The following is a 24,879-nucleotide window of genomic DNA, read 5'->3' as shown; positions in this document are numbered from 1 at the left end:
GGGTGATCCCGGACACAGCGCCGGCCCTCGCGTCAGCTCGCCGCGGCGGGCAGCGAACGCACCGGCGCTGGTCCGAACCACGCGCGCAGGGCTTCGCGCAGATCGGCGGGATCGGTGTCCGGGCTTTCGGCGAGCCAGGCGACGTGCCCGTCCGGACGGAGCAGGAAGGCGGCCGGGACCTCGCTGGTGCACGGGGTGCCGGACACGAGGTCGAGCCGGTCGAGCCACGGCGCGGCGGTGCGGGCGACGGCGGGGCCGTCGGTGAGGTCGACGAGCACGCCGCGGCCGGAGTGCAGGAGCTTCATCGTGGTCGTCGCGGCTCCGTCGACGACGATGGACCACTCCGGAACGCGGGTCCCGGCCAGCGGGTGGTCCGAGGCGGGGAAGGTCGGGTAGCGCACGTCGAGCGCCGTGATCATTTCCGCGAGGTAGCGGTTGACCTCGTCGAACTCCATCAGCGTCCCGAACAGCTCGCGCAGCGGGCCGATCTCCGGGCGCGGGTCCATCAGGGCGAGCTGGGCCTGGGTGTTGAAGCAGACGCGCGCGCCGACCGGGTGGCGTTCGTCGTGGTAGGTGTCGAGCAGCTGGTCCGGGCTGCCGTTGACGACCGCGGCGAGCTTCCAGCCGAGGTTCACCACGTCCTGGATGCCGGTGTTGAGGCCCTGCCCGCCCGCCGGGAAGTGCACGTGCGCCGCGTCGCCTGCGAGCATGACCCGGCCCTTGCGGTACTGCGCGGCCTGCCGGGTCGCGTCGCCGAAGCGCGAGAGCCACACCGGGTCGCGCATCGGGAGTTCCTGGTCGGTGACCCGCTTGACCGAGGCGGCGAGTTCCTCCAGTTCGACCGGGTCGTCGCGGTGCGCGGCCGGCGGCCGGAACTCGACCGACACGACGCGGTAGAGATCGCCGCCGAGCGGGACCGTGCCGAACACGCCGCCCTTGCAGCGGGCCAGGTGCGGGCCGTCGGGCACCTGGTCGAGGTGGACGTCGGCGAGCATCGCGTCGATGTTGGAGGCGGTGCCGGGGAAGTCGATGCCGGCCAGTTTGCGGACCAGGCTGCTGCCGCCGTCGCAGCCGACGAGGTAGCGGGAGCGGATCCGGTACTCGCCGTCCGGGCCGGTCACGGTGGCGACCACCGCGTCGGGCCCGTTCTCGAGTTCGGTGAGCCGGTGCCCGCGGCGGATCTCGACGTCCAGTTCCCGCGCGCGCTCTTCGAGGATCGCCTCGGTGCGCGACTGCGGGACCATCAGCGCGTACGTGTGGCGCCCGTTGAGCTTGCTGAGGTCGAGCAGCCGCATGCCGGCGAAGTGCCCCTTCGGCCACACCGGCGCGCCCTCGCTGAAGCGGGGCAGCAGGCCGCGCTGGTCGAGCACCTCGACGGTGCGCGAGTGCAGGCCGAGCGCACGGGACTGCCCGCTCGGCTCGGCGAGCCGCTCGAGCACGAGCACCCGGCCGGGCCGCAGCCCGAGTTCGCTCGCGAGCATCAGCCCGACCGGGCCGCCGCCCACGATCACCACGTCGTACTCGACATCCATCCCGGTGCTCCCCATGTGTCCGTGCCTGTGCTCACCGTGTTGTCAGCACGGACAAGCCTGGAGCACCGCGCGGGTCCGCGGCTATACGCGCTGTGCTGGGGATTCAGCGCTAGCCGAGCGGTCTTGGACGGTCTCCGGGACGGCCTGAGCGGGGCGTCGGCGGAGGTCGAGAGCGTGTTGAGGGGCCTTCGAGACCCGGCCGGAAGCATCGCCGCACACGAAGGTTTCCGCGGCTGTCGTGCGCGCGGAGCACAAAAACGGAAGGCAGGTACGACCCGGGATGACTGCCCACACCACCGTGGACGCGCAGGCGATCGGCCGCCTCAACATGCTGTTCACCCAGTCGAAGATCCTGCACAGCGCGGTCGAGCTGGGAGTATTCGAATTGCTGGCGGAAGCGCCGCGGACGATCGACGAGATCCGCCGGGAACTCGGGCTGCACCAGCGGTTCACCGGCGATTTCGTCCAGGCGCTGGCCGCGCTCGGCCTGCTGGAGCGCGACGGCGAGAAGTTCAGCAACGCGCCGGCGGCCGCGGAGGTGCTGGTGCCGGGCGCGTCCGGCGGCGGCTACCTCGGCGCGCGGGTGCGCACGACGTCGCAGCGGCACTACGCGATGTGGGGCAAGCTGTCCGAGGCGCTGCGCGACGGCGAGCCGAAGGCGGACATCGGCGGGCACGGCGCGTTCGCCAAGCTGTACGAGGATCCGGTGCGCGCCAAGGCTTTCCTGGTGCACATGGACGCGAACAACGCGTTGGTCGCGCCGCAGCTGGCCGAGCACGTGGACTGGTCGGAGTACAAGAGCTTCGTCGACGTCGGCGGCGCGCGCGGCAACGTCGCGGCGCAGTTGTGCCTCGCGCACCCGCATCTGCACGGCGGCGTGTTCGAGCTGCCGCCGATCGAACCGCACTTCGACGAGCTGATGGCGGAACTGGGCGTCGCGGACCGGGTCGCGTTCCATCCCGGCGACTTCTTCGAGACGCCGCTGCCGGAGACCGACGTCGTCGTGTTCGGCCACGTGCTGCACGACTGGGACCCGCAGCGGCGCGTGGAACTGTTGGTGCGGGCCAAAAACGCGGTGCCGAGCGGGGGCGCGGTCGTGGTGTACGACCAGATCCTCGACGCCGAGAACCCGGATCTGCGCAGCCTGGTCGGCAGCATCAACGTCGGACTGATCACCGACGGCGGTTCCGAGTACACCGTGCCGCAGCTGCGCGAGTGGCTGGCCGAAGCCGGGCTGGAATTCCGCGCCGCCACCACTCTGCCGAAGGGCAACGACACCGTTGTGGTGGCGGTGAAACCGTGAGTGCGCAAGCGCTGGTGGTCGGTGCCGGGCCGGTCGGGCTGACCGCGGCGCACGAACTGGCCCGGCGCGGCGTGCGGGTGCGGATCGTGGACCGGGCGGCCGGTCCGGGGGTGACCAGCCGTGCGCTGGCGACGCATCCGCGTTCGCTGGAGATCTACGACCAGATGGGCGTGCTCGACGACCTGCTGCCGCGCGGGCAGCAGGTGCGCGCGTTCACGATCCACATGCGCGGCAAGCGAATGGTCGGTCTCCGGGCGGACTACTCGCGGCTGCCGACGCGGCTGCCGTTCACGTTGATGGTCGACCAGGTCATCACCGAGGAGGTGCTGCGGACCGCGCTGGCCAAGCAGGGCGTCGAGGTCGAATGGGGCGTCGCGCTGGCCGACTTCACCGACACCGGGGACGGCGTCCAGGTCCGGCTTGAACGCGACGGGGAGATCGAGGAGACCTCGGCGGACTGGCTGGTCGGCTGCGACGGCGGGCACAGCGCGGTGCGCAAGAAGCTGGGGCTGAAGCTCGAAGGCGACTCGTCGGAGACCTGGCTGATCGCCGACGCGCAGGCGGACACCGCGTTGCCGCGCGACAGTATTCATCTCATCCGGACCCCGGGCGGTTCGGTGATGATGGTGCCGTTCCCGGACGAGGGCAAATGGCGGCTGCTCGATACCCGGGACGTCGAGTACTCCGGCTCCGGCGACGACGTGGCGGTCGCGCGGCGGTTCTCGGAGAAGGTATCCGCGGCGACCGGCGTGCCGACCGTGGTTTCCCCGCCGTCGTGGGTTTCGGTGTTCTCCATCCAGCAGCGGATGGTTCCGTCGATGCGGTCCGGCCGCTGTCTGGTCGCGGGCGACGCGGCGCACGTGCACAGTCCGGCGTCCGGCCAGGGGATGAACACCGGCGTCCAGGACGCGTACAACCTCGCGTGGAAGCTGGCGATGGTGATCGACGGGCACGCCGACGAGCAGTTGCTCGACAGCTACTCGCGCGAGCGCGTGCCGGTGGGCGCGGAGCTGCTGCGCACCACGAAGAAGGCGACTTTCCTGGTACAGCTGAAAAATCCGTACGTCGCCGCGGTGCTGCCGGTGGCGTTCGGCGTGATGCGCAACGTTTCGGCGCTGCGCGGCAAGCTGGAACGCAAGATCATGGGCGGAATGTCCGCGCTGGGCCTTTCGTATGGCGACGGCCCCGCGGCGGCCGGGCCTGGACCGCGACCGGGCGAGCGGCTGTCGGTTGTCGCCGGTGCGGACGCGGAAACCCCGGCGTGGCAGGCGTTGCTGGCGCAGTTGCGCGAGCCGGGCTGGACGCTGGTGCTCGGCCCGGACGCGGAGCGAGCCGGGCTGCCGTCCGTGGGCGGCTGGTTGGTGCCGCAGGTGGCGGGCCCTGGCGGGGACCTGCCGGACGCCGACGGCGCGTTGCGGCGGTCGCTCGGCCTTTCGGCGACGGGCTGGATCCTGACGCGCCCGGACGGCTACGTGGCCGACCGCGGCGACCGGACGTCCGCCGCTGTCGTGCGCGCTGTGCTGCGGCACGCGCACATTTCTGTCTGACGGCGGGACGTCGAGGGCACCGTGAGCTGGCGGCTCCGCTCCCTCGGAAGGCCGTGAGGGGAACCCTCAGGGAATCTGATTCCCTCAGGGTTCCCCTCACGGACCTCCGCGTCGCGCAACCACTACTGAGAGAACATCGAGGAGCGAAGGTGGATCTGGGGCTGACCGGCAAGGTCGTGCTGGTGACTGGCGGCAGCGGCGGGATCGGGGCCGAGCTCGCGCGCACGTTCGCCGCCGAAGGGGCCAAGGTCGCGGTGACCTATCGGGCCAACCGCGAGGCGGGCGAGGAGGTCGCGCGCGAGTGCGGGCCGGACCGCGGGCTGGCCGTGCACTACGACCTGACCGAACTGGCCAGCGTGGACGCGGCGGTCGAGACCGTGGAGCGGCACTGGGGGCCGGTGGACGTGCTGGTCGCGAATGCGATCAGTCCCGGCGCGCTGCGCAAGCCGGGAAAATTGTTCGAAGAACTACCTACGGAGGATTGCGCTTCGTTCATCAATGTGAATATCGCGCCGGTGTTCCACACAGTGGCGAAGGTGCTGCCCGGTATGCGTGCGAAAAAATGGGGACGGATCGCATTTATTTCGTCGCGCGCGGCGACCGCGGGCAAGCCGGGCCGCGAGGCTTATGGGGCGGTGAAGTCCGCATTGCACGGTTTCGCCACGAGCCTCGCCTGGGACGTCGGCCGCGACGGAGTGCTGGTCAACACCATTCTTCCTGGCCTGACCGTCACTCCCCGTGTTGCGCAACAGGTTCCGGCCGAGATGCTGGAGCGCGAGCGAGCCATCACGCCCAGTGGCCGATTGAGCTGTCCGGGTGATGTCGCACAACTCACAGTGTTCCTGTGTTCGGCCGCCAACGGCAATACGAACGGACAGTTCGCAGAAGTATCAGGCGGACGTTAAGTTTTTCCCGCCCGGGATCAGGAAGCCGTTTCTCTGCTAGCGTCGCTGGCGTCTCACTGGGGGAAAGCGAAGCACGCGGGCAGCTGCCTGGCGTGCTCTTTCGGCAGGTATCTGGGGGTCGGATGCAGATCGCGATATTGGGACCGCTGGCCGTACGCGCGGACGGGGTGGGCAAGACTCCGTCCGCGCCGAAGCTCCGCACGGTGCTGGCCATGCTCGCACTGAACGCCAACCGGGCAGTGCACTTCGAGCAGTTCGTCGAGGAACTGTGGGAGAACAACCCTCCGGCGAGCGCGGCCACGACGTTGCAGACCTACGTCTACCAGCTGCGCAAATCGCTGCGCCTGGCCGGTTCGGCCGAGGAGGGAGCGACAGTACTGCTGACGCGCCCGCACGGCTACGAACTGCAGGTGCCGCGGGCGGACGTGGTCGACGCGGTGCGCTTCTCGGCGCTGCTCGACCAGGCTCGGGACCGGCACGACGCCGGTGATCTCGAAGCCTGTGCCGAGCTGTCCAGACAGGCGCTCGCACTGTGGCGCGGGGCCGCGCTCTCCGATCTCCCGCTCGGCCCGACCCTCGCCGCGCGGGCGACTCAGCTGGAGGAGAGCCGCAAGGCGGCGCTTGACCTGCGGTTCGAGGCCGAACTGGCGCTGGGCAGGCACCGGCGCGTGGTCGACGAGCTCGCCGGGGTGGTCAAGGCGAATCCGACGCACGAGGCGTACTCGGCGAAGCTGATGGTCGCGCTCTACCGCTGCGGACGCCGGGTCGAGGCGCTCGATGTCTACCACCGGGTGCGCAGCGATTTCATCGCACAGCTGGGCATCGAGCCGTCGGCGACCCTGCGTTCGGTGCACCAGCAGATCCTGGTGGACGATCCCGCGCTCACCCTTCCGGCCCCGCGCGGCGCCAGTGTGAGTGAAGCCACAACTGGTCTAGACAATGGGCAAACCGGGCAGACCGCTCAAAATGAGCGCACTGCGGAAGTAGCCGTCCGGAGTATCGACGACAACGACACCGTGACTGAGAGCAGTGTCGTCGAAGTGGTTTCCGTCGTGCGCGCCGATGCGGAGGGTGATCTGGTCCCGCTGCGGCCCGCGGCGCCGGAGGTGCTGGGGCCGAATCACCTTCCCTCCGACGTGCCCGACTTCGTCGGCCGGGACGAGGAGATCCGCGAGCTGGTGCGGCGGTGTTCCGCCGCGCGCACCAAGCTCACCGGCGGCAGCACGGTCGTGGAGATCACCGGCGGGCCGGGGGCGGGCAAGACCGCGCTGCTCGTGCACGTCGCGCACCGGGTCCGCGCGACGTTCCCGGACGGGCAGATCTTCGTGTCGCTGACGCCGGTGCACCGCGGCGAGGAGACGATGGCCGACGTGCTCGCCGGCTGCCTGCGCGCGTGCGGCGTTCCGCTGTCGCCGTCGCCCTCGATGTCCGAACTGGTCAACGTCTACCGCGACTACACCGCCACCCGGCGGCTGCTGGTCGTCGTGGACGACGCCGCCCGGTCTTCCGAAGTGGATCTGTTGCGTCCCAGCGGTTCCGGCAGCTTGCTGCTGGTCGCGAGCAGGCGGCGGCTGTACTTGCGCGGCGTGGTCGCGCCGGTCAACCTGCCGCCGCTGACGGTCAACGAATCGCTGGAGCTGCTCGGCCAGTTCATCGGGCGGCGGCGGATGCTGGAGGACCTCGACTGCGCCAGCGCGCTGGTTCGGATGTGCGGCAGGCTGCCGCTGGCCGTCGCGGCGGTCGGCGGGTATCTGGCTTACCGGCCGGCCTGGTCGTTGCGCCGGATGCACGACCGGCTGTCCCGCGATCCCGGCGCGGTGCTTCGGTTGCCGTGCGGGGAAGGCACGGTCGACGCGAGCGTCCGGGCGAGTTACCGGACACTGTGCGGTCCGGCGCAGGAAGCGTTCCGGCAGCTGGCGAGCATCGACGAGTTCACCGTGCCGGACGCGGTCAAGCTCCTCGGCCGCCCTGGAGAACTGGTGCGCGAAGTGCTCGAGGACCTCGAATCCGCCGGGCTGGCCGAGGAAATCGGCGAACGCGGCGGTTCGGGACCGCACCGGTACCACGACGCGGAGTCCAATGTAGACGTTCTGCGGCCGTCCACGGCGGACGCGGTCTACTGCGTTCCCCGGCTCCCGTCGTTCGCCGGCCGTTGGCTGGCAAGGGAAGCCGAGCCCGCGGCGCGCGAGGCCGCGGTCGCCACCGGCTGAGAACGAGGCGGGGTCGAATCCGGCTGGAGCGCGTTCGACCCCGCTTCGATCCGTCTTGGACACCCCGGGCCCAGACTCGACATCAGCGACGTCGGGCGCTCGGAGCGCGAAGGGCAGGTGCAGACGGAGTGAGTACGAGTGCGGGGCACCCCGGGGCAGCGGGAGTGCCGGCGCGGCACGGCAGCGGAGGTCCGCGGCGGGCGGTGATCACCGGGATAGGCGTTGTGGCGCCGGGGAAACCGGGACGCGAACCGTTCTGGGACATGGTGTCGGGCGGGCGGACCGCCACCCGGCCGGTGTCGTTCTTCGACGCCTCCCAGTTCCGCTCGCGGATCGCCGCCGAATGCGATTTCGATCCGGAGGCGGCGGGGCTCGGTCCGCAGCAGGTGCGGCGGATGGACCGGGTGGCCCAGTTCGCGGTGGCGTGCACGCGGGAGGCGCTGGCCGATGCGGGGCTCGCACCGTCCGATGTGGACCCGTACCGGACCGGGGTTTCGATCGGCAGCGCGGTCGGGGCCACGATGAGCCTCGAACGCGAGTACGTCGTGGTGAGCGACGGCGGCCGGAAGTGGGAGGTCGACGCGGACTACGCGGTGCCGCATCTGTTCGACCAGTTCGTGCCGAGTTCGATGGCCAAGGAAGTGGCTTGGGAAGCGGGCGCGGAAGGGTCGGTGCAGGTCATCTCGACCGGCTGCACGTCCGGATTGGACTCGGTGGGCCACGCACGGGACCTGATCGCCGAGGGCAGCGCGGACGTCGTCCTCGCGGGCGGTTCGGACGCGCCGATCTCGCCGATCACCGTGGCGTGCTTCGACGCGATCAAGGCGACCTCGCCGCGCAATGACGAGGCGGCGACGGCGTCGCGTCCGTTCGACAACACCCGCAACGGGTTCGTGCTCGGCGAGGGTGCGGCGGTGTTCGTGGTGGAGGAACTGGGCCGGGCGCTCGCCCGCGGGGCCCGGATCTACGGCGAGATCGCCGGGTTCGCCACGCGGTGCAACGCCTACCACATGACCGGGTTGCGGGCGGACGGCGTGGAAATGACCGAGGCGATCCGGCAGGCGATGGGCCAGGCGCGGGTGACGCCGGAAGCGATCGGGTACGTCAACGCGCACGGTTCGGGCACGAAGCAGAACGACCGGCACGAGACGCAGGCGTTCAAGAATTCGCTGGGAGAACACGCTTATCGCGTCCCGGTGAGCTCGATCAAGTCGATGGTCGGGCATTCGCTCGGCGCGATCGGCTCGATCGAAATCGCCGCCAGCCTGCTCGCCATGCGCGACGGGCTGCTGCCGCCGACGGCCAACCTCAACGAACCCGACCCGGAGCTCGACTTGGACTACATTCCTTTGGTGGCACGAGAAGCCGCGGTGGACACGGTGCTGACGGTCGGCAGCGGGTTCGGCGGGTTCCAGAGCGCCATGGTGCTCACCAGCAACGTCGGCGGTCCGGCATGAACGCGGTGATCACCGGGCTCGGCGTGCTCGCACCGACCGGAAGCGGGGTCAAGCAGTTCTGGGAAGCCACCCTCGAAGGGGCCAGCGGAATCGGCCCGGTGACCCGGTTCGACGCTTCGAGTTACCCCAGCACGCTCGCCGGCGAGGTCGCCGGGTTCAGCGCGAAGGGCATCCTGCCCAGCCGGTTGCTGCCGCAGACCGACCATTCCACGCGGATGTCGCTCGTGGGCGCGGAATGGGCGCTGGCCGACGCGGGGGTCGACCCGGAGGCGCACGACGGGTTCGACCTCGCGGTGATCACCGCCAGTTCGGCGGGCGGCTACGAGTTCGGGCAGCGCGAACTGCAGAACATGTGGAGCAAGGGCGGCAAGTACGTCAGCGCGTACCAGTCGTTCGCGTGGTTCTACGCGGTCAACACCGGGCAGATCTCCATCCGGCACGGCATGCGCGGGCCGGGCGCGGTGGTGGTGTCCGAACAAGCCGGCGGGCTGGACGCGATCGGAAAGGCCCGGCGCGCGGTGCGTTCCGGGACCGCGGTCGCGCTGACCGGCGGCATCGACAGCGCACTGTGCCCGTGGGGCTGGGCGGCGATGCTCACCTCCGGACGGCTCAGCACGAGCAGCGAACCGGCGAAGGCTTATCTGCCGTTCGACCGGTCCGCTGCCGGGTACGTGCCCGGCGAGGGCGGCGCGGTGCTCGTGCTGGAACCGGCGGACTCGGCGCGGGACCGGCAGCCGCCGTACGCCGAGATTGCCGGATACGCGTCCACTTTCGACCCGAAACCAGGCAGCGGCCGTCCGCCGGGACTGCGGCGGGCGATCGAACTCGCCCTGACGGACGCGGGCATTTCCGCCGCCGAGGTTGACGTCGTTTTTGCCGACGCGGCCGGGGATCTCGCGCTCGACCGTGAAGAAGCCGAGGCGATCAGCGCGCTGTTCGGCGCACGCGGTGTCCCGGTCACCGCGCCAAAAGCCGGGGTCGGGCGGTTGGCCGCGGGCGGGGCCGGGCTGGACGTCGCGTGCGCGGCGCTGGCGATCCGGCACGGCGTGGTGCCGCCGACGCCGAACGTCTCGGATCCGGTGCCGGAGCACGGGATCGACCTGGTCACCGGTGCCGCGCGGGAAACGCCGGTGCGGGCCGCGGTCGTCCTCGCCCGCGGCATCGGCGGGCACAACGCCGCGCTCGTGTTGCGCGGAGTGTGAGGGAAGACTTTTCAAGATCACCCGAACGGCCGAACCGCAAAGCCTTGTCCAGCAAGAAGAACCCACTGACAGCCGCATTCGCGCGGCAGGAGGAGCGATCATGCGCGAGCTGACCTACGAGGATCTGATGGAGATCATCCGCCGTTGCGCCGGAGAGAGCGACGAAATGGCACAAACCACCGACGCGCGCGACATTCCCTTCGCCGAATTGGGCTATGACTCGCTCGCGCTGATGGAGACCGCGAGTATGCTCCAGCGCGACTACGGAGTCGAGCTGCCGGACGAAACGGTGGTCGACATCGACACGCCGCGCGCTCTGGTCGAACTGGTGAACAGCAGGCTCGGTTCCGCGGTGTAAGGGGAATTCCGCCAAAGCCTTCCGAAGGAGGACAGGTGTCCGAGCCTGCCCTGAACCCGCGCCGCTGGGCGATCCTCGCGGTGCTGCTGACGTCCTTTCTGCTCACCGTGCTGGACGCGACGATCGTGACGATCGCCTTCCGCGCGCTCGCCGATCCGGTCGACGGGCTCGGCGCGTCCGCGGACCAGCTGCAGTGGGTGGTCAACGGGTTCACGCTCGTGTACGCCGGTTTGCTGCTGGCGTGGGGCGTGCTGGGGGACCGGCTCGGGCACCGGAAGGTGCTCCTGATCGGGCTCGTCGTGTTCGGCGTTTCCAGCGTGCTGGCGGCGTTCGCGCACTCGCCCGGCGAACTGGTGCTGTGGCGCGTCGTGATGGGCGCGGGCGGCGCGGCGATCCCGCCGACCACGCTCGCGACCATCTCGCACGTGTTCGGCGACAAGGAACGCCCGCGCGCCATCGGGTACTGGGTGTCCGCCGCGGGCATCGCGGCCGTGGTGGCCCCGGTGCTCGGCGGCTTCCTCATCCAGTTCGCTTGGTGGGGTTCGATTTTCCTGGTGAACGGCCCGATCGTGCTCGCCGCGATCGTGCTGACCGTGCTGATGGTCCCGGAGTCCACTTCGACCGCGCGCAAGCTCGACGTGCCCGGCGTGGTGCTGTCGGTCGCCTGGAGCACCGCGCTCGTCTACGGGATCATCCAGGCGGGCAACCTGGCCACGATCGCCGATCCGCGGGTGTACGTCCCGCTGGTGCTCGGCGTGGTGCTGCTGGTCGTGTTCGTCCTGGTGGAACTGCGGTCCGCGGCTCCAGCGCTGGATCTGCGGCTCGTGTCGGACCGCCGGGTCGCGGGTGCGACCAGCGCGGTGTCGCTCGCGTTCTTCGTGAACTTCGGCGTGCCGTTCTTCCTGATCTTCTACCTGCAGAGCGTGCTCGGCGTGAGCCCGCTGATGACCGGCTTGGCGATTCTGCCGCTGGCGCTGGCCCTGGCCGTGTTCTCGCCGCGCTCGGCGACGCTGTCGGCGAAGTTCGGCACCAAGAACGTGCTGGTCGGCGGCTTGCTGCTGCTGGCTGTCGGCGTCGCGATTTTCGCGCTGCTGGACCAGAACAGCCCGCTGTGGCCGGTGTTCGTCGCCGACTTCCTGGTCGGTTTGGCGATGGCCAACGTGATGCCGCCCGCGACCACCACGATCATGTCGGCGGTTCCGCGTGAGCGCGCCGGGGTCGGTTCGGCGCTGACGAACATGGGCCGCAGCATCGGCGGCGCGATCGGCATCGCGGTGCTGGGTTCGCTGCTGACCGTCGTGTACCGCAACGGGGTTGAGCCCGCGTTGTCGGTGCTGCCGGAGCAGTCTCGCGCGGCCGCCGGTGATTCGATCGAAGCGACGAAGGCCGCCGCAGCGGGCCTGGGCGGCAACCAGGGCACTGACTTGTTCGCCGCGGGTGCGGACGCGTTCTCGGTCGCGATGCGCACGACGGCCCTCGCCGCCGCCGGTGCCGCGGTGCTGGCGGCGATCGTGGTTCTCGTGGTGGTGCCAGCCCGGGAACGACAGAGGGCTGAGGTTTCCTGACGCGTTCCCGGGCCTGAGCTCTCAGCTTCGGCGGGTGGCGGAGATCAGCGAGAACTCCTGCGGCAGCGGAGTGATCGCGTCCAGCGCGAACCCGGCTTCCTCAAGGAGTCGGGTCACTTCCGCGGTGGAACGGATCCCGCCCCCGCCGAAGAGCACGTACATCAGGGTGTCGTGGGACAACAGCAGCGCGTTGTCCACGCCCGGTCCGGACACCCGTTCCACCAGCAGCAACCGCGCTCCCGGAGCCGCTGCCGCCGCGCAGTTCGCCAGGATCCGCGCACAGTCCTCGTCCGGCCAGTTCACCAGCACTCGAGCGAGCAGATAGAGGTCGCCGCCTTCGGGAACGGACTCCAGGAAGTTCCCGGACGCCACCTCGCAGCGTTCCGTGAGGCCCGCGTCCGCGATGGCCTTTTTCGCGGCCTCAGCGGACTGTTCGGCGTCGTAGACCGTGCCGTGGAGTTGTTCGTGCGCGGCGAGTAGCCGGAGCGCCAGTTCGCCGCTGCCGCCGCCGACGTCGACGAATCGCTGGTGCGCACCGAAGTCGTAGGCACCAGGCAGCGCATCGAACAACGCCGTGTTGCCCGCCATCGCGCGGTCGAAAAGCTTTCCGCGTTCGGGGTTTGCGGAGAGGTACTCGAAGAAGCTAGACTGAAATGCGCCTTCAAACGCATTTTGTCCGGTTCGTACGGCGGAGGCGATGTCGGTCCAGGCGCGATGGAATTCGGAGCCCGCGATGAGCGTGTACGGCCGCAGGGAGTCTTCCCGGTCGCTGCGCAGCAGCTCGCCGAGTTCGGTGAGGGAGAACGAGCCGTCCTCCTCACGGAACACGCCCAGTGCGGTCAGGTACTGCAGGAACCGTTGGGTGGCAACAGGATCGGTGCCGGAGTCAGCCGCCACCTGTGCGGCCGTGCGGGGCCCATCGGCGAGCCGGTCGGGCCAGCCGAGCTCGGCGGCCGTGTAGACGGCGCGGGCTTTCCAGTCGCCGATGATGAGATTCATCAGCTCGAGCTGCGGCGTTTTCGCGCGCGCGGAATCGTCGGACATCCGGGTCGTCTCCTCAGCCGTTTCGAGTAGTCGACCGATGCTCGCTGCCGCCGTTCAAAAGGTTCTCGAAGATCTCTGAAGGCGGTGTCGCGGCAACGGTTTCAGCCGATACATTGGCAGAAACGGCTCGCGGAGAAGCCCGGGAGCCCGAAACCGAGGAGCAGCGGGTGGAAGACCAGGTACGCCGCGTCGCGGTGGTAACCGGCGCGGCACGCGGAATCGGCCGCGGCATCGCGGAACGGCTGGCCGCACGAGGCGACCGGGTGGTGATCAACTACCTGACGTCCAAAGAGGCCGCCGAAGAAGCGGTAGAAGCCATCACGACAGCCGGCGGTGAGGCAATCGCAGTAGGAGCCGACGTCCGCAACGAGGAGGGCGCGCAAGCACTGGTGACCGCGACCGTCGAAGCCTACGGCCGCGTAGACGCACTGGTCTGCAACGCGAACGTCGGACTGGCTCAGGGCTCGGTCGCGGAAATCCCGTGGGAAACGTTCTCTACGAAGGTGAACGACGAGCTGGCAGCAGCCTTCCACCCCACCCGCGCGGTGTGGCAACTGATGAAGGACCAGGGCTACGGCCGCATCGTCTACCTGGCCGCAGAAGCGAGCAAAGGCCCAGTAGGCGCGGACGTGGTAGCACACGCAGCAGCAAAGTCGGCCCTGATCTCGTACGCGAAGTTCGCCGCCCGAGAAGGCACCCCCAACGGCGTAGTGGCGAACGTAGTCTCCCCAGGCCTGACCCGAACCGACGCCGTAGGCGAGGCCCCGCCAGACTGGTTCTCCGCCTTCGAAAAGCGAATCCCAGCAGGCCGCGCAGCAGAACCAGAAGACGTAGCCGCCCTAGTAGCCTTCTTCACCAGCAAGGACGCAGGCTACATCGCAGGCACAGTAGTTTCCGTAAACGGCGGCTCAGACATGACCCGCTAGCTCCCGCTGCCGAGAAGCCGTGAGGGCCACCCTCATTGACTCTGATTCCCTCAGGGTTCCCCTCGCGACCCGCCCCGCTAGCCGCCTCCGGCGCGCCCCAATGTGGCATTGGTTGCGTCCCACGCACCGAACGCCACATTGGTTGCGTCAGATGCACCCAATGCCACATTGGGGCGCTAACCTCGGCGACCGCAAGCCCAGCGCATCCACTACCCAGGCCGGGCGCACCCGCTCCGCAACCGCAACCAGTACGCGCAGCCGAACCCGGGTGCTCATCCACCCAACCGCACCAACCCACGCAACAGCCGGGGGCACCCACACCCCGATACGAAGCCAAAAACACGCGCGGAGAGGCTTGTCAAGGTACTCTTTCCAGCCTTGACAAGCCTCTCCGCGCGTAGTCACACTCGGGCTTCGGGGTGCCCCAGCGCAACTCTCTTCTCCGGCCGAAGGCCGGACAGCTCAACGAATATCATCCCGAGACACAGAACGATATTTAACGAACCAAGCCCCACCAACCCGCACCAACTGATCCTCACACAACGTACTGCAGTGAATCCGAGGCTCCCCACCCTTACGCGTAGCGATAATCAACGCATAACACCGCGTAGACAACTCATCCGCAGTAGCACCAGGGGAAACCGTCAACATCCCCAGCCAATGCCGCCGCAACTCATGCACCTCAGCCAGCTGCCGATGCGTAGCCGCCGAAGCCGCCGCAATAGCCGACCGCCCCTTAACCGGCTCCGGCGCGGCATTAGCCGCGAAAACCCCATCCTCAGTAAAAGTCTCCGCCCACTCATCAGTACGAGCCTGGTCAAGCAACTGCATCTGCCACGCGTAGTACTGCTGAATCTCCTGATACAACTCGCCCGACACAGTCACGCCTGCTCCTCCGCTCGAGAATCCTGAATATCGTCATGAGTCACCACACGCCGGGCGACCTGCCACCCGTCAGCCCCGCGAACCAACGTGTCCCGGCAAAACGTCGAACGCCACAACCGGGCCTCGCCCCCGGCGGGAATCTCGGCGACCATCGCGTACAACTGCGTCCGCACCTGATCCGCACTGTCCTCGGTCACCACCAGCATCCCGGTCCAATGCCGGTGCTGAACCCCTCGCGAAACAACGTCGGCGGCTAGCTTCCGGGCCACCTTCAAAATCAACTCCCGTCCGGTAGCCGGTGCGGGATTCGCGTTGTTCGCGATCGTGGCGTCCGCGGTGAACGTTTCCGCCCACGGTTCCACGTCGCCGTCGTCCATCAGCTGCATCTGCTTGGCGTAAAAGGCCTGCACCTGGTGGTACAGCTCCATTCCCACCCGCGGGTGCGCGGTTGTCGCCACCGTTTCCTCCTCGTCGGCCGCGTGTCGTCCGACAGTCGCGCGGCCGGCTCAAAGTCCCCTCGTGGACCACTCGCGGGGGACGGCCGACTGTGCGTCGAGCCGTTTTGGACCGGCCCGCTGGAGGGTGGCCCGAGGCGGTGCGACAGCGGGAGGGATCGAGTGCGCGAGATCGAAGCGGACGTGTGCGTGTCCGGCGGCGGACCGGCGGGTCTGGTGCTGGCGCTGCTGCTCGCCCGGTCGGGAGTGGACGTCGTCGTCGCGGAGCGCAGCGCGTCGCTGGACCGCGAGTACCGCGGCGAGATCATCCAGCCCGGTGCGCTGCGCACGCTTGACCAGCTCGGCGTCCTCGACGGCATCGGCGGTTACCCGATGCGCAGTTTCCAGCTGGTGCAAGGGGAACGCACGCTGCTGGACATCGACTACACGACGCTTCCCGCGCCGTACGACCATTTGCTCAGCCTGCCGCAGCGACTCCTGCTGGAGCGGCTGCTCGACGAATGCAAGGCGACTCCGGGCTTCCGTCTGCTCAGCGGCTGCTCAACCCGGGCGTTGCTGGAAGAGAACGGCGCGGTGACCGGGATCCGCTGCGGTTCCGGCGAGGGCGAGACGGAGGTACGCGCTCGCTGGGTGGTAGCCGCGGACGGCCGGTATTCGAAGACTCGTTCGCTCGCCGGGATCGGCTACGACAAGTTCGAGAAGTTCGAGCACGACGTCGTGTGGTTCAAACTGGTCGCCCCGGAGCGGCGCACCAGCGCGGTCCGCATCCACCGCACGGCCGCCGATCCGGTGCTGGTGCACGATTCCTACCCGGACCGCGTCCAGATCGGCTGGACGCTGGCGAAGGGCAGCTACAAAACGGTGGCCGCCAAGGGCATCGAGCACATCCGGGAGCATCTGGTCGCCGCGGTCCCGCAGCACGCGGACCTGATCCGCGAGCAAGTGACCGCGCTGTCCGAACTGTCGCCGCTGGACGTGTTTTCCGGCCGTGCGCGGGAATGGGTCCGCCCGGGACTCGTGCTCATCGGCGACGCAGCGCACACGCACAGCCCGATCGGCGCGCAGGGCATCAACCTGGCCATCGCGGACGCCGTCGCGCTGCACCCCGAACTCGTCGCCGCCGTGGCCGCGAAAGACAACCGGCCCGTCGCGCTCGCCGGTTTCGAGGCCGAGCGACGCGCGGCTGTGGACACCGTCTTCACGCTCCAGTCGAGGCAGAACAAGGGAATGCTGTCCTCCGGCCGGATCGTCGACGCCGTGCGGCCGGTGATCGCGAAGCTGCTGCCGCACACCCCGATCTTCCGCAAGATCCTCAATCTCGTCGCGTTCGGAGCTCGCCCGCGCGACGTGCGCGCGGACCTGTTCCGCGCGCCGAGCAACCCAGGAGGGACACGATGACCGAACAGAGCCGGGGCGTAGCGCTGGTCACCGGCGGCACCAGCGGGATCGGGCTCGCGGTGACCCGATCGCTGGCGCAGCAGGGCTACCAGGTGTACTTCTGCGCCCGCACCCAGGGATCCGTCGACGACACGGTGCGCGACCTGCGCGCCGAGGGACTGGACGTGGACGGCAGCACCTGCGACGTCCGGGAGAAGGACGACATCCAGGCGCTGGTCGCGGCCGCGGTCGACCGCTACGGTCCGATCGACGTCCTGGTCAACAACGCCGGCCGCAGCGGCGGCGGGCAGACCGCGGAGATCCCGGACGAGCTGTGGTTCGACGTGATCAACACGAACCTCAACAGCGTCTTCCTGATGACCCGCGAGGTGCTCACCAAGGGCGGCATGCTGGCCAAGGACAAGGGCCGGGTCATCAACATCGCGTCCACCGCGGGCAAACAGGGCGTGGTGCTCGGCGCGCCGTATTCGGCGTCCAAGCACGGCGTCGTCGGCTTCACCAAGGCGCTCGGGTTCGAACTGGGCAAGACCGGCGTCACGGTCAACGCGGTGTGCCCCGGCTACGTGGAAACCCCGATGGCACAGGCGATCCGCGGCCGGTACGCGGCGGCGTGGAACACCACCGAGGAAGCCGTGCTGGAGAAGTTCACCGCGAAGATCCCGCTCGGCCGGTACTCCACTCCGGAGGAGGTGGCGGGCCTCGTCGGCTACCTCGTCACCGACACCGCGGCGTCCATGACCGGGCAGGCGATCAACGTCTGCGGCGGGCTTGGCAACTACTGAGAGGACCGAGCACGTGGCTGCACCACTGCGGATCTACGAGACCGAACACAAGATCGACGTCGCCGCGCCCGCCTCGGCCGTGTACGCGCTGCTCGCCGACGTGACCCGCTGGCCGGTCTACTTCGGGCCGACGGTCCACGCACGCCAGCTCGAACGCGACGGCACCACCGAGCGAATCCGGTTGTGGGCCACCGCGAACGACGAGCCCAAGACCTGGACCTCACGGCGCGACCTCGACGAGGACGGCCTGCGCATCGACTTCCGCCAGGAGGTTTCGCAGCATCCGGTCGCGTCGATGACCGGGGCGTGGAACATCCAGCCCGGCGGACCGGACTCGTGCACCGTCGTCCTGGAGCACGCGTTCAGCGCGGTGCGGGACCTGCCGGAGAACGTCGAGTGGGTGAGCAAGGCGGTCGACCGCAACAGCGAGCACGAGCTGGAGAACCTCCGTGGCATCGCGGAAGGCCTCGCCGAGACCGAAGAACTCACCACGGTGTTCGCGGACAGTGTCGACATCGACGCGGACGCGGCGGCGGTCTACGAGTTCCTCTACCGGTCGGACCTGTGGCCGGAGCGGCTGCCGCACGTCCAGCGGCTCGACCTGACCGAGGAAACCCCGGGTCTGCAGGTCATGGAGATGGACACCAAGACCGCGACCGGTGCCGTGCACACCACGAAGTCGGTACGCGTGTGCTTCGACGACGAGCACGCCATCGCGTACAAGCAGCAGGTGCTGCCCGCGCTGATGACCGTCCACAACGGACTGTGGACGATTGTGCCGCAGCCTGGCGGCGGGGTGCGGGCGACGTCCGAGCACACCGTGGTGATCAAGCGCGACGCGGTGGAGAAGATCCTCGGCGAAGGCAAGACGGTCGAGGACGCCAAGGCGTTCGTGCGCAACGCGCTGGGCACCAACAGCACCGCGACGCTGAATCTCGCCAAGGCCTGGGCGGAGGAACGCGCCGATGGCTGACGGTGTCCTCCCGGTCGCGTCGCTGCTCGACACGCCGCTGCTGCCGGACGCGCTGCGCATCCTCGCGGAGAACAGCCCGAACCAGGTGGCGGTCCGGCTCGGCGAGACGGCACTGACGTTCGCTGAACTCGACCGGGCCGCGTCCGGGTTCGCTGCCGCGCTGGCGGAGCGGATCGGGTCGGCCGGTTCGGTCGTCGCGATGTCGTCGGTGCTGCACCCTGAGTTCGCGATCGCCTACTACGGCACTTTGCGCAGCGGAAACGTCGTGCTGCCGTTGAGCCCGCTGCTGCGGGAAGGCGACCTCGGCCGGGTGCTGACCGAGTCTTCCGCCGCGGCCGCGGTGCTGAACGATTCGATGACCGCAGCGGTCGCTCGTGCCTCCGCGACGCCGGAACACCTGCTGTGCTTCGGGAATGCGGACCGCGCTAATTCGGTCGCCGCGCTGGCGGCTGGTCCGGTCGGCGCTTTAACGGAACTGGAGCCGGACGCAGTCGCGTGCATCCACTTCACCAGCGGCACCACCGGGCAGTCGAAGGGCGTGCGGCTCACGCACCGCAACATCGCGGTCAACGCGGTGCAGGTCGCCGAGGCGCACGGGGTGACCGGAACGTCGGTGACGTTCAACCACCTGCCCAGCTATCACCCGATGCACCTGAACTCCGCGCTGATCGCCGGAGCCACCCAGGTGCTCTGCTTGGTGCCGGATCCGGTGGCCACGATCGGTCTCGCGGCGGGGGTGACGCACTACTACTCGATGCCGTTCCGCCTGGCCCGGCTCGCCACCGATCCGCGACTGGCGGACCTGAAGCTGCCCGGCTGCGAGGTCATCCTGTCCGGTGGTTCGGCGTTGTCCCCGGTGCACGCGGAAACCCTCCGCGCGCAGTTCGGCATCCCGGTCGTGCAGGGTTACGGCCTCGCCGAAACCGCTCCGCTGGTCCTCTCCGACGGTCCGGCGGCACCGCGTCCGGGTTCGGTCGGCCAGGTCGTGCGCGACACCGAGGTGCGCGTTGTCGACTTGACGACTCGGGAGCCGCTGCCGGCCGGCGAGCGCGGTGAAGTCGAGGTGCGCGGCCCGCAGGTGATGCGCGGCTACCTCGGCCGCCCGGACGGCGACGGCATCGGCGCGGACGGCTGGCTGCCGACCGGCGACGTCGGCTGCCTGGACGAGGACGGGTACCTGTTCCTGGTCGACCGCATCAAGGACGTCTTCAAACGCGACAACTGGCTGATCTCGCCCACCGAAATCGAGGCCGAGCTGCTGCGCCACCCCGGCGTGGCGGACTGCGCGGTGGTCGACCAGCCTGACGAGTTCGCCGGCGCGGTGGCGGCCGCGCTGATCGTCCCGGCCGGCGACGAGTGGGTGCCGCGCGCGGGCGAGATCGCCGCGGAGTTCAACGCCGCCCAGCCGTATTACAAGCACCTCGAGCACGTCGAGCTGACCAGGGCGATCCCGCGTTCGCCCAACGGCAAGCTCGTCCGCCGCGAGCTGCGCGAGGCGCTGTCCTCCGTGCGCGGCAGCCAGAATCCCGGAACCGCACTGCTAGGAGCCGATACCGTGGTCACGTTCATCAGCAAGTTCACCGTCAAGGGCGAGCCGGAAGAGTTCGAGAAGGTCTTCACCGAGCACGCGCAGTACATGGCCGAGCAGCCCGGCTTCGTCGCCTACCAGATGGTGCGGTCGCTGCGCGATCCCAAGGTGTATCTGAACATCGGCCAGTGGGTCGACGCGAACGCGCACAAGGCCGTCGTGACCAGCCCGGAATTCCAGGCGCACGTGAAGAAGTTCGTCGAGCTGGTCGACGTCGAGGCGGACCTGTACTCGACGGTCTCCGAGGCGTCGGCGTGAGCGATCTCGGTCTGGCCGGCCGCAGCGTCCTGGTGGTCGGCGCCACCAAGGGGCTGGGGCTGGCCATCGCCCGCAAGTTCCGCGCGAGCGGCGCGCATGTGCTGCTCGACTACGCACACGACGACGAAGCCGCCAAAGCCGCCCTCGCGAGCCTCGAAGGGCTGCCCGGTTCGGCTTCCCTGATCCGCGCCGATCCGTCCACTGAGGACGGTGCGGCACAGCTCGCCGCAGCTGTCTCGGCGGCTGGTCGCGGGCTGGATGTCCTGGTGCACAACGCCGCGTCGTGGCATCCGATGCCCGCTGCCGGAGCGTCGGTTGCCGACCTGCATACCGATGTCGCCACCGCACTGGATCCGTTGCTGCGCCTGGTTCCCGCGCTGCTCGAACACCTTGCGCCAGGCGGTCGAGTGCTCGCGGTCTCCAGCTCCGGTGCGCAGCGGGTCATCCCGCGTTACGTAGCGCTGGGCGTCGCGAAGGCCGCGCTCGAATCGCTGGTGCGCTACCTGGCGGTCGAGCTGGCTCCGCGCGGCATCACGGTCAACGCCGTCACCACCGCGAAGCTGGACAAGGGCGACGAGACCACCCAGCCGGAGATGGTGCAGGTGCTGGCGGCCCGCACGCCCGCCGGGCGGCTGAGCACGCCCGCCGACGTCGCCGATGTCGTCGCGCTGCTGAGCGCGCCGGAAGCGAGCTGGATCCACGGCCAGGTGATCACCGCCGACGGCGGGCTCAGCCTGCGGTCTTGACGTAAGGAGAACTCCGTTGCAGCTGATTGACCTGTCCTCCCCGATCGATCCGGAAGGCTGGGAGCCCGAGCCGCTGTCGCTGGTCACCATGTCGGCCCAGGACGGGGCCAAGCACCTGGTGTCGGAGATGCGCGAGCACTTCGGCATGGACCTCGACCCGGAAGTGCTGCGGGACGCCGAATTCCTCACCAACGACACGGTGTCGCTGACCACGCACACCGGCACGCACATCGACGCGCCGGCGCACTACGGCGACGCCACGTCGTACGGTTCGGCCCCGCGCACGATCGACCAGATGCCGGTCGACTGGTTCCACCGTCCCGCCGTGGTCCTGGACTTCACCGGCCGCGCCCCGGGCGTCATCACCGCGGACGACGTGCGCGCCGAACTGTCCCGAGTGGACTATCAGCCGAAGGAACTGGACATCGTCCTGCTCCACACCGGAGCCGACCAGCACGCGGGCACGCCGAAGTACTTCACCGAGTTCGTCGGCCTCGACCAGTCCGGGCTGGACCTGCTGCTGGACTTCGGCGTCCGCGTGATCGGCACGGACGCGTTCAGTCTCGACGCGCCGTTCACGCACATCATCGAGACCTACCAGCGGACCGGCGACAAGTCGGTGCTGTGGCCGGCGCACATGCGCGGCCGCGACCGGGAGTACTGCCAGATCGAACGCCTGGCGAACCTGGCCGAACTGCCGCGGGCGCACGGTTTCACGCTGTCGTGCTTCCCGGTGAAACTGGCCGGCGCCGGTGCCGGATGGGCTCGCGCGGTCGCTATCGTCGAGTAGCTTCCGCACGAGAAAAGGCCCCGCGACTCCTCCTCTCGCGGGGCCTTTCCTTGTGCCTCAGTCAGCCCACTCGGGTTTCTCCAGCAGCTCGATCACTGCGCTGCTCCAGGAGAATCCCGCGCCGACGCCCATCAACAGGCAGGTCTGTCCCGGCTGCAAGCCACCGGTGCGCACGAGGTTTTCCAGGCTGACGATGTGGTCGCCCGCGCCGAGGTGGCCGATCTTGCTGTCGAAGTCCCACGTGGTTCGTTCGAGCGGAACGTCCATGTGGCGCAGGTAGTTCGACACCAGCCGCCGTCGCCCGAAATGCGGCAGCACGAGACGGTCCACATCGGACAGTTCTAGTTCGGCGTCGCTCAGTGCGCGTTTCAATGCTTCGCGCTGTCCGTCGAGAATGGCCGCGAGGGTCTGTGACATTCCGGCCTCGGACACGTAAGATCGTTTGTGCGCGTCCAGATCGACCAGCTGCCGATTGCTCATCTCGACTTCACCGAACGCCGCCCCCGCACGGTGCATGCCTTCCAGTTCCGGCCCGCTCACCACCGCCAGGCTGCGCAACCGCGCGAACCCGCTCACGCTGGACAGCACCATCGCCGTCCCGCCGTCGGCGTACGCCGTGCCCGGATCGCTGTGCCAGCGGTCGAAATCGGGCCCGTCAAAGCGATCCGCCGCGGTGATCAACGCTGCCTGCCGCGCCGGGTCCGCCAGAAGGTAACTGGCCGCGAGGTCGAGAGCGGCCATGCCGCCGTTGGAAACCTGCCGCACCTCGATCGCCGGACAGGTCCCGCCGACCGCCGCCCGCTGCACGTACGCGGCAGGCGACCACAAGTCGTAGCCCTGATGGAACAACGTCGCGTGCAGCAACACCGCGATGTCGCCGCGCGCCACCCCCGATCGCGCCAAGGCGACTCGCGCGGCCCGGGCCGCCATCTCCGGCGGCGCGATCCCGTCAGGCGCGACGAGGACCGATTCCATCTCGCTTTTGCGCGCCGTCTCGGCCGAGCATTGCCCGCTCCGCACCGCTTCGGCGGTCGTCGTCGCCGGTGGCAGCCAGCTCCCGAGCCCGGCGAGGTACAGCCCGTCGAATCTCATGCCGCCACCCTTCCCGCGGGCTCTCGACAGCCTGTGGGAACGGACTCGACCTGGCGGTCCAGCAGGGGTCGAGCAGCCGTCGACCGCCGTGCCGCACGATCCGGTTTGTTTCCGGTGCCACCGGGGTTTCGGGCGGAAGGAGTTTCGGGTGATGACCGAGGTCGCACTGCTGTTCCCGGGCCAAGGCTCGCAGCACGTCCGGATGGCCGCAGGCCTGTACGGGCACGACGACGTCTTCACCGACGCGGTGGACGAAGTCTTCGCCGCGCTGGGCCCCGACGGCCCCGCCATCCGCGCCGACTGGCTGACCGACTCGCCCGCTGTTCCCCTCGACCACGTCACCCGCTCGCAAATCCTGCTGTTCACCGTCGGCCATGCCCTGGGCCGGATGATCCTTTCCTGGGGCGTGCAACCGGCCGCCCTGCTGGGCCACAGCGTCGGTGAGGTAGCCGCCGCGACCCTTGCCGGTGTCTTCGAAGTCCCCGCCGCCGCCGAGCTGATGTGGCAGCGGGTGCAGGAACTGGCGTCCGCTCCCGCGGGCGGAATGCTCGCCGTAGCCGCGACCGTCGAGGACGTCGCGCCGGTCCTGACCGATGACGTCGTGATCGGCGCGATCAACGCTCCCCGCCAGCTGATCCTCTCCGGCCCGGAAGCACCCTTGGCGGAGGCGGCGGAGAAGCTGCGCGCCGACGGGCGGATGTGCCTCCCGGTCCCCGCGACGTCCGCCTTCCACAGCCCCTCCTTGGCCGAAGCCGCCGCCCGATGCCTCCCGTCCGTCGCGGCCGCGCAGCCCTCGCCGCCGAAGATCCCGATGGTGTCGGGCTACACCGGCCGCGTGCTCACCGATGCGGAAGCGACGGACCCTGCTTACTGGGCCTCCCACCCCGTAGAACCGGTGCGGTTCTGGCCCGCCGTCGGCACGCTGCTGGGGCCGGACTCGCCGCTCCCGGTAGATGGACGGCGGGTGCTGGTGGAGACGGGACCGTCGCAGTTGCTGGCCAAGGCGGCGCGCCTCCATCCGGTGGTGCGGGCGAAGGAGGCTTCGGTGCTGGCGATGCTGCCCGCGCGAGCTGGCGGCCCGGACGCGGACCTCGCCGCGGTGGCGGCTTGCCGAGAGGCGCTGGAGGCGGCGGGGAGCTGCGGGTGATGGTGGCCGTCTAGCGAGGCGGACGGCTGCGGAGCACGTGACGGTGCCGCTCCGCTCCCGCCCGTGATCGCCCTCGGCGAGACCAGCCGCTTCGTCGGCTCCGGCCACGGTTCGCCGGACGAGCAGCAGCGGGCGGCTGGGCAGTCGGTCTCGCTCGGCTGCACCACTCACCTGGGCGATACGGTGCAAGGACGTCCGCACGTGTTACGGCTGAGTTGAGATCTGCGTAGCGACTCGTTCACTGACCGGTGTTGTGCTGTCGAAAGGCTGCGGCCTCACCCGGCCGCAGCGATTTCCGAGGCGCGAGGCGGTGGTGACGCGATGTGGCTGGTCGAATGTCCGTCGTTCTGGGACCAGGGTTTGATCCGCCCGCTTGTCACCGAACACGGCAAAGTCGTGCTGATGTGCGATTCCTGCACCGCGGTGTGGCGAACCCCGTCCGGCATCGAGGAGTTCGAGCACGTCGAACCGGAAGCGCCGGAGTGGTCCATCGGCTCGGACACGCACGTCCGCCCCGGAACGACCCGCTGGGCTGAGCTCGCCGACGTGACCTCCGCCGGTTGGGGCGACCTCCGTTGGCGCGAACTGCCCTGAACCTGGGCAGCTGCACGGATTTCCCGCGGCGGCCAGGCTGCCGAGACCACCGCGTGCGCGGATCACTCGTCGCCGACAACGCGACCCTGCCGGACACACCCGCTGTTCGCATGAGCAAATAG

The 24,879-nt window shown here is 69.3% G+C and carries 22 protein-coding genes; 17 read left to right on the top strand and 5 right to left on the bottom strand.

All coding sequences use genetic code 11. The features are described 5' to 3' along the window. Positions 1-32 precede the first annotated feature (32 nt). Entirely contained in the window at positions 33-1,532 is a 1,500-nt protein-coding gene (locus tag EIZ45_RS40210; RefSeq protein WP_240690905.1) for an FAD-dependent monooxygenase, read from the bottom strand. Between the two features lie 280 nt (positions 1,533-1,812). Here EIZ45_RS40210 and EIZ45_RS40205 point away from each other — a divergent pair, with 280 nt between their 5' ends. The 8 genes from EIZ45_RS40205 to EIZ45_RS40170 all read left to right on the top strand — a co-directional run bounded on the left by EIZ45_RS40205 (position 1,813) and on the right by EIZ45_RS40170 (position 12,079). Beyond that, positions 1,813-2,835 (top strand): methyltransferase, encoded by a 1,023-nt coding sequence (locus tag EIZ45_RS40205; RefSeq protein WP_134668724.1) that lies wholly within the window; start codon positions 1,813-1,815, stop codon positions 2,833-2,835. After that, a complete protein-coding gene (locus EIZ45_RS40200; protein WP_205670262.1) occupies positions 2,832-4,382 on the top strand; it encodes an FAD-dependent oxidoreductase in 1,551 nt (516 codons plus the stop codon). Before EIZ45_RS40205 ends, EIZ45_RS40200 begins: the two co-directional genes overlap by 4 nt. 149 nt (positions 4,383-4,531) lie before the next feature. Then, entirely contained in the window at positions 4,532-5,287 is a 756-nt protein-coding gene (locus EIZ45_RS40195) for an SDR family NAD(P)-dependent oxidoreductase (RefSeq protein WP_043832853.1), read from the top strand. A gap of 122 nt (positions 5,288-5,409) precedes the next feature. Continuing rightward, positions 5,410-7,497 carry an AfsR/SARP family transcriptional regulator gene (locus EIZ45_RS40190; protein WP_134668722.1) on the top strand — a complete coding sequence of 696 codons (2,088 nt, stop codon included), beginning with the start codon at positions 5,410-5,412 and terminating at the stop codon, positions 7,495-7,497. Positions 7,498-7,700: 203 nt separating this feature from the next. Continuing rightward, positions 7,701-8,954 carry a beta-ketoacyl synthase gene (locus tag EIZ45_RS40185; RefSeq protein WP_037817211.1) on the top strand — a complete coding sequence of 418 codons (1,254 nt, stop codon included), beginning with the start codon at positions 7,701-7,703 and terminating at the stop codon, positions 8,952-8,954. Further along, a complete protein-coding gene (locus tag EIZ45_RS40180) occupies positions 8,951-10,156 on the top strand; it encodes a ketosynthase chain-length factor (protein WP_134668720.1) in 1,206 nt (401 codons plus the stop codon). The genes EIZ45_RS40185 and EIZ45_RS40180 overlap by 4 nt, the downstream gene beginning before the upstream one ends. Before the next feature lie 100 nt (positions 10,157-10,256). After that, positions 10,257-10,514 carry an acyl carrier protein gene (locus EIZ45_RS40175; RefSeq protein ID WP_037817205.1) on the top strand — a complete coding sequence of 86 codons (258 nt, stop codon included), beginning with the start codon at positions 10,257-10,259 and terminating at the stop codon, positions 10,512-10,514. A gap of 35 nt (positions 10,515-10,549) precedes the next feature. Then, complete coding sequence (locus EIZ45_RS40170) at positions 10,550-12,079, top strand: MFS transporter (protein ID WP_167756691.1); 1,530 nt, start codon at positions 10,550-10,552, stop codon at positions 12,077-12,079. Between the two features lie 21 nt (positions 12,080-12,100). Here EIZ45_RS40170 and EIZ45_RS40165 read toward each other — a convergent pair whose 3' ends face one another. Beyond that, positions 12,101-13,123 carry a methyltransferase gene (locus EIZ45_RS40165; protein ID WP_134668715.1) on the bottom strand — a complete coding sequence of 341 codons (1,023 nt, stop codon included), beginning with the start codon at positions 13,121-13,123 and terminating at the stop codon, positions 12,101-12,103. 167 nt (positions 13,124-13,290) lie between these two features. Between EIZ45_RS40165 and EIZ45_RS40160 the strand changes: the two genes are divergently transcribed. Continuing rightward, a complete protein-coding gene (locus EIZ45_RS40160) occupies positions 13,291-14,049 on the top strand; it encodes an SDR family NAD(P)-dependent oxidoreductase (RefSeq protein ID WP_167756690.1) in 759 nt (252 codons plus the stop codon). A gap of 462 nt (positions 14,050-14,511) precedes the next feature. Here the strand turns inward: EIZ45_RS40160 and EIZ45_RS47745 are convergent, their stop codons facing one another. Then, entirely contained in the window at positions 14,512-14,928 is a 417-nt protein-coding gene (locus tag EIZ45_RS47745) for a nuclear transport factor 2 family protein (protein ID WP_134668747.1), read from the bottom strand. Between the two features lie 2 nt (positions 14,929-14,930). Continuing rightward, complete coding sequence (locus tag EIZ45_RS40150; protein WP_037817196.1) at positions 14,931-15,392, bottom strand: nuclear transport factor 2 family protein; 462 nt, start codon at positions 15,390-15,392, stop codon at positions 14,931-14,933. A gap of 159 nt (positions 15,393-15,551) precedes the next feature. On the opposite strand from EIZ45_RS40150, the gene EIZ45_RS40145 reads away from it, so the two are divergent. From EIZ45_RS40145 to EIZ45_RS40120, 6 genes are read left to right on the top strand one after another with little or no spacing between them, the layout of a single operon-like run. Further along, complete coding sequence (locus tag EIZ45_RS40145; RefSeq protein WP_134668710.1) at positions 15,552-16,787, top strand: FAD-dependent monooxygenase; 1,236 nt, start codon at positions 15,552-15,554, stop codon at positions 16,785-16,787. Beyond that, positions 16,784-17,569 carry a 3-oxoacyl-ACP reductase FabG gene (gene fabG / locus EIZ45_RS40140; RefSeq protein ID WP_043832838.1) on the top strand — a complete coding sequence of 262 codons (786 nt, stop codon included), beginning with the start codon at positions 16,784-16,786 and terminating at the stop codon, positions 17,567-17,569. Before EIZ45_RS40145 ends, fabG begins: the two co-directional genes overlap by 4 nt. Before the next feature lie 13 nt (positions 17,570-17,582). Next, the gene (locus EIZ45_RS40135) at positions 17,583-18,542 is read left to right on the top strand and encodes an aromatase/cyclase (RefSeq protein WP_037817187.1); all 960 of its coding nucleotides are present in this window, start codon (positions 17,583-17,585) and stop codon (positions 18,540-18,542) included. Continuing rightward, on the top strand, positions 18,535-20,388 hold the full coding sequence (locus EIZ45_RS40130; protein ID WP_134668708.1) for an AMP-binding protein: 1,854 nt from the start codon (positions 18,535-18,537) through the stop codon (positions 20,386-20,388). Before EIZ45_RS40135 ends, EIZ45_RS40130 begins: the two co-directional genes overlap by 8 nt. Further along, positions 20,385-21,134 (top strand): SDR family oxidoreductase, encoded by a 750-nt coding sequence (locus EIZ45_RS40125; RefSeq protein ID WP_134668706.1) that lies wholly within the window; start codon positions 20,385-20,387, stop codon positions 21,132-21,134. The genes EIZ45_RS40130 and EIZ45_RS40125 overlap by 4 nt, the downstream gene beginning before the upstream one ends. A gap of 16 nt (positions 21,135-21,150) precedes the next feature. After that, positions 21,151-21,924, top strand: a complete 774-nt coding sequence (locus tag EIZ45_RS40120) for a cyclase family protein (RefSeq protein WP_037817183.1) — start codon at positions 21,151-21,153, stop codon at positions 21,922-21,924. Positions 21,925-21,981: 57 nt separating this feature from the next. Here EIZ45_RS40120 and EIZ45_RS40115 read toward each other — a convergent pair whose 3' ends face one another. After that, a complete protein-coding gene (locus EIZ45_RS40115; protein ID WP_134668703.1) occupies positions 21,982-23,016 on the bottom strand; it encodes a ketoacyl-ACP synthase III family protein in 1,035 nt (344 codons plus the stop codon). A 151-nt stretch (positions 23,017-23,167) separates the two neighbouring features. Here EIZ45_RS40115 and EIZ45_RS40110 point away from each other — a divergent pair, with 151 nt between their 5' ends. Together EIZ45_RS40110 and EIZ45_RS40105 are read left to right on the top strand one after the other, a co-directional pair. After that, a complete protein-coding gene (locus EIZ45_RS40110) occupies positions 23,168-24,163 on the top strand; it encodes an acyltransferase domain-containing protein (protein WP_134668701.1) in 996 nt (331 codons plus the stop codon). A 321-nt stretch (positions 24,164-24,484) separates the two neighbouring features. Further along, complete coding sequence (locus EIZ45_RS40105) at positions 24,485-24,757, top strand: hypothetical protein (RefSeq protein WP_037817176.1); 273 nt, start codon at positions 24,485-24,487, stop codon at positions 24,755-24,757. The last annotated feature ends 122 nt before the right edge of the window (positions 24,758-24,879 follow it).

Origin of the sequence: Amycolatopsis sp. CFH S0740 (assembly GCF_004522315.1) — a bacterium.
GTDB lineage: Bacteria > Actinomycetota > Actinomycetes > Mycobacteriales > Pseudonocardiaceae > Amycolatopsis > Amycolatopsis nivea.
The sequence above is the reverse complement of the archived record's forward strand: the minus strand, read 5'-3'. Positions and strand labels throughout refer to the sequence as shown.

Excerpts from the sequence above, each read along its gene's own strand:
- EIZ45_RS40105 (WP_037817176.1), top strand. The coding sequence starts at position 24,485 with ATGTGGCTGGTCGAATGTCCGTCGTTCTGGGACCAGGGTTTGATCCGC.
- EIZ45_RS40190 (WP_134668722.1), top strand. The coding sequence starts at position 5,410 with ATGCAGATCGCGATATTGGGACCGCTGGCCGTACGCGCGGACGGGGTG.
- EIZ45_RS40180 (WP_134668720.1), top strand. The coding sequence starts at position 8,951 with ATGAACGCGGTGATCACCGGGCTCGGCGTGCTCGCACCGACCGGAAGC.
- EIZ45_RS40115 (WP_134668703.1), bottom strand. The coding sequence starts at position 23,016 with ATGAGATTCGACGGGCTGTACCTCGCCGGGCTCGGGAGCTGGCTGCCA.
- EIZ45_RS40210 (WP_240690905.1), bottom strand. The coding sequence starts at position 1,532 with ATGGATGTCGAGTACGACGTGGTGATCGTGGGCGGCGGCCCGGTCGGG.
- fabG (WP_043832838.1), top strand. The coding sequence starts at position 16,784 with ATGACCGAACAGAGCCGGGGCGTAGCGCTGGTCACCGGCGGCACCAGC.
- EIZ45_RS40175 (WP_037817205.1), top strand. The coding sequence starts at position 10,257 with ATGCGCGAGCTGACCTACGAGGATCTGATGGAGATCATCCGCCGTTGC.
- EIZ45_RS40110 (WP_134668701.1), top strand. The coding sequence starts at position 23,168 with ATGACCGAGGTCGCACTGCTGTTCCCGGGCCAAGGCTCGCAGCACGTC.
- EIZ45_RS40165 (WP_134668715.1), bottom strand. The coding sequence starts at position 13,123 with ATGTCCGACGATTCCGCGCGCGCGAAAACGCCGCAGCTCGAGCTGATG.
- EIZ45_RS40205 (WP_134668724.1), top strand. The coding sequence starts at position 1,813 with ATGACTGCCCACACCACCGTGGACGCGCAGGCGATCGGCCGCCTCAAC.
- EIZ45_RS40130 (WP_134668708.1), top strand. The coding sequence starts at position 18,535 with ATGGCTGACGGTGTCCTCCCGGTCGCGTCGCTGCTCGACACGCCGCTG.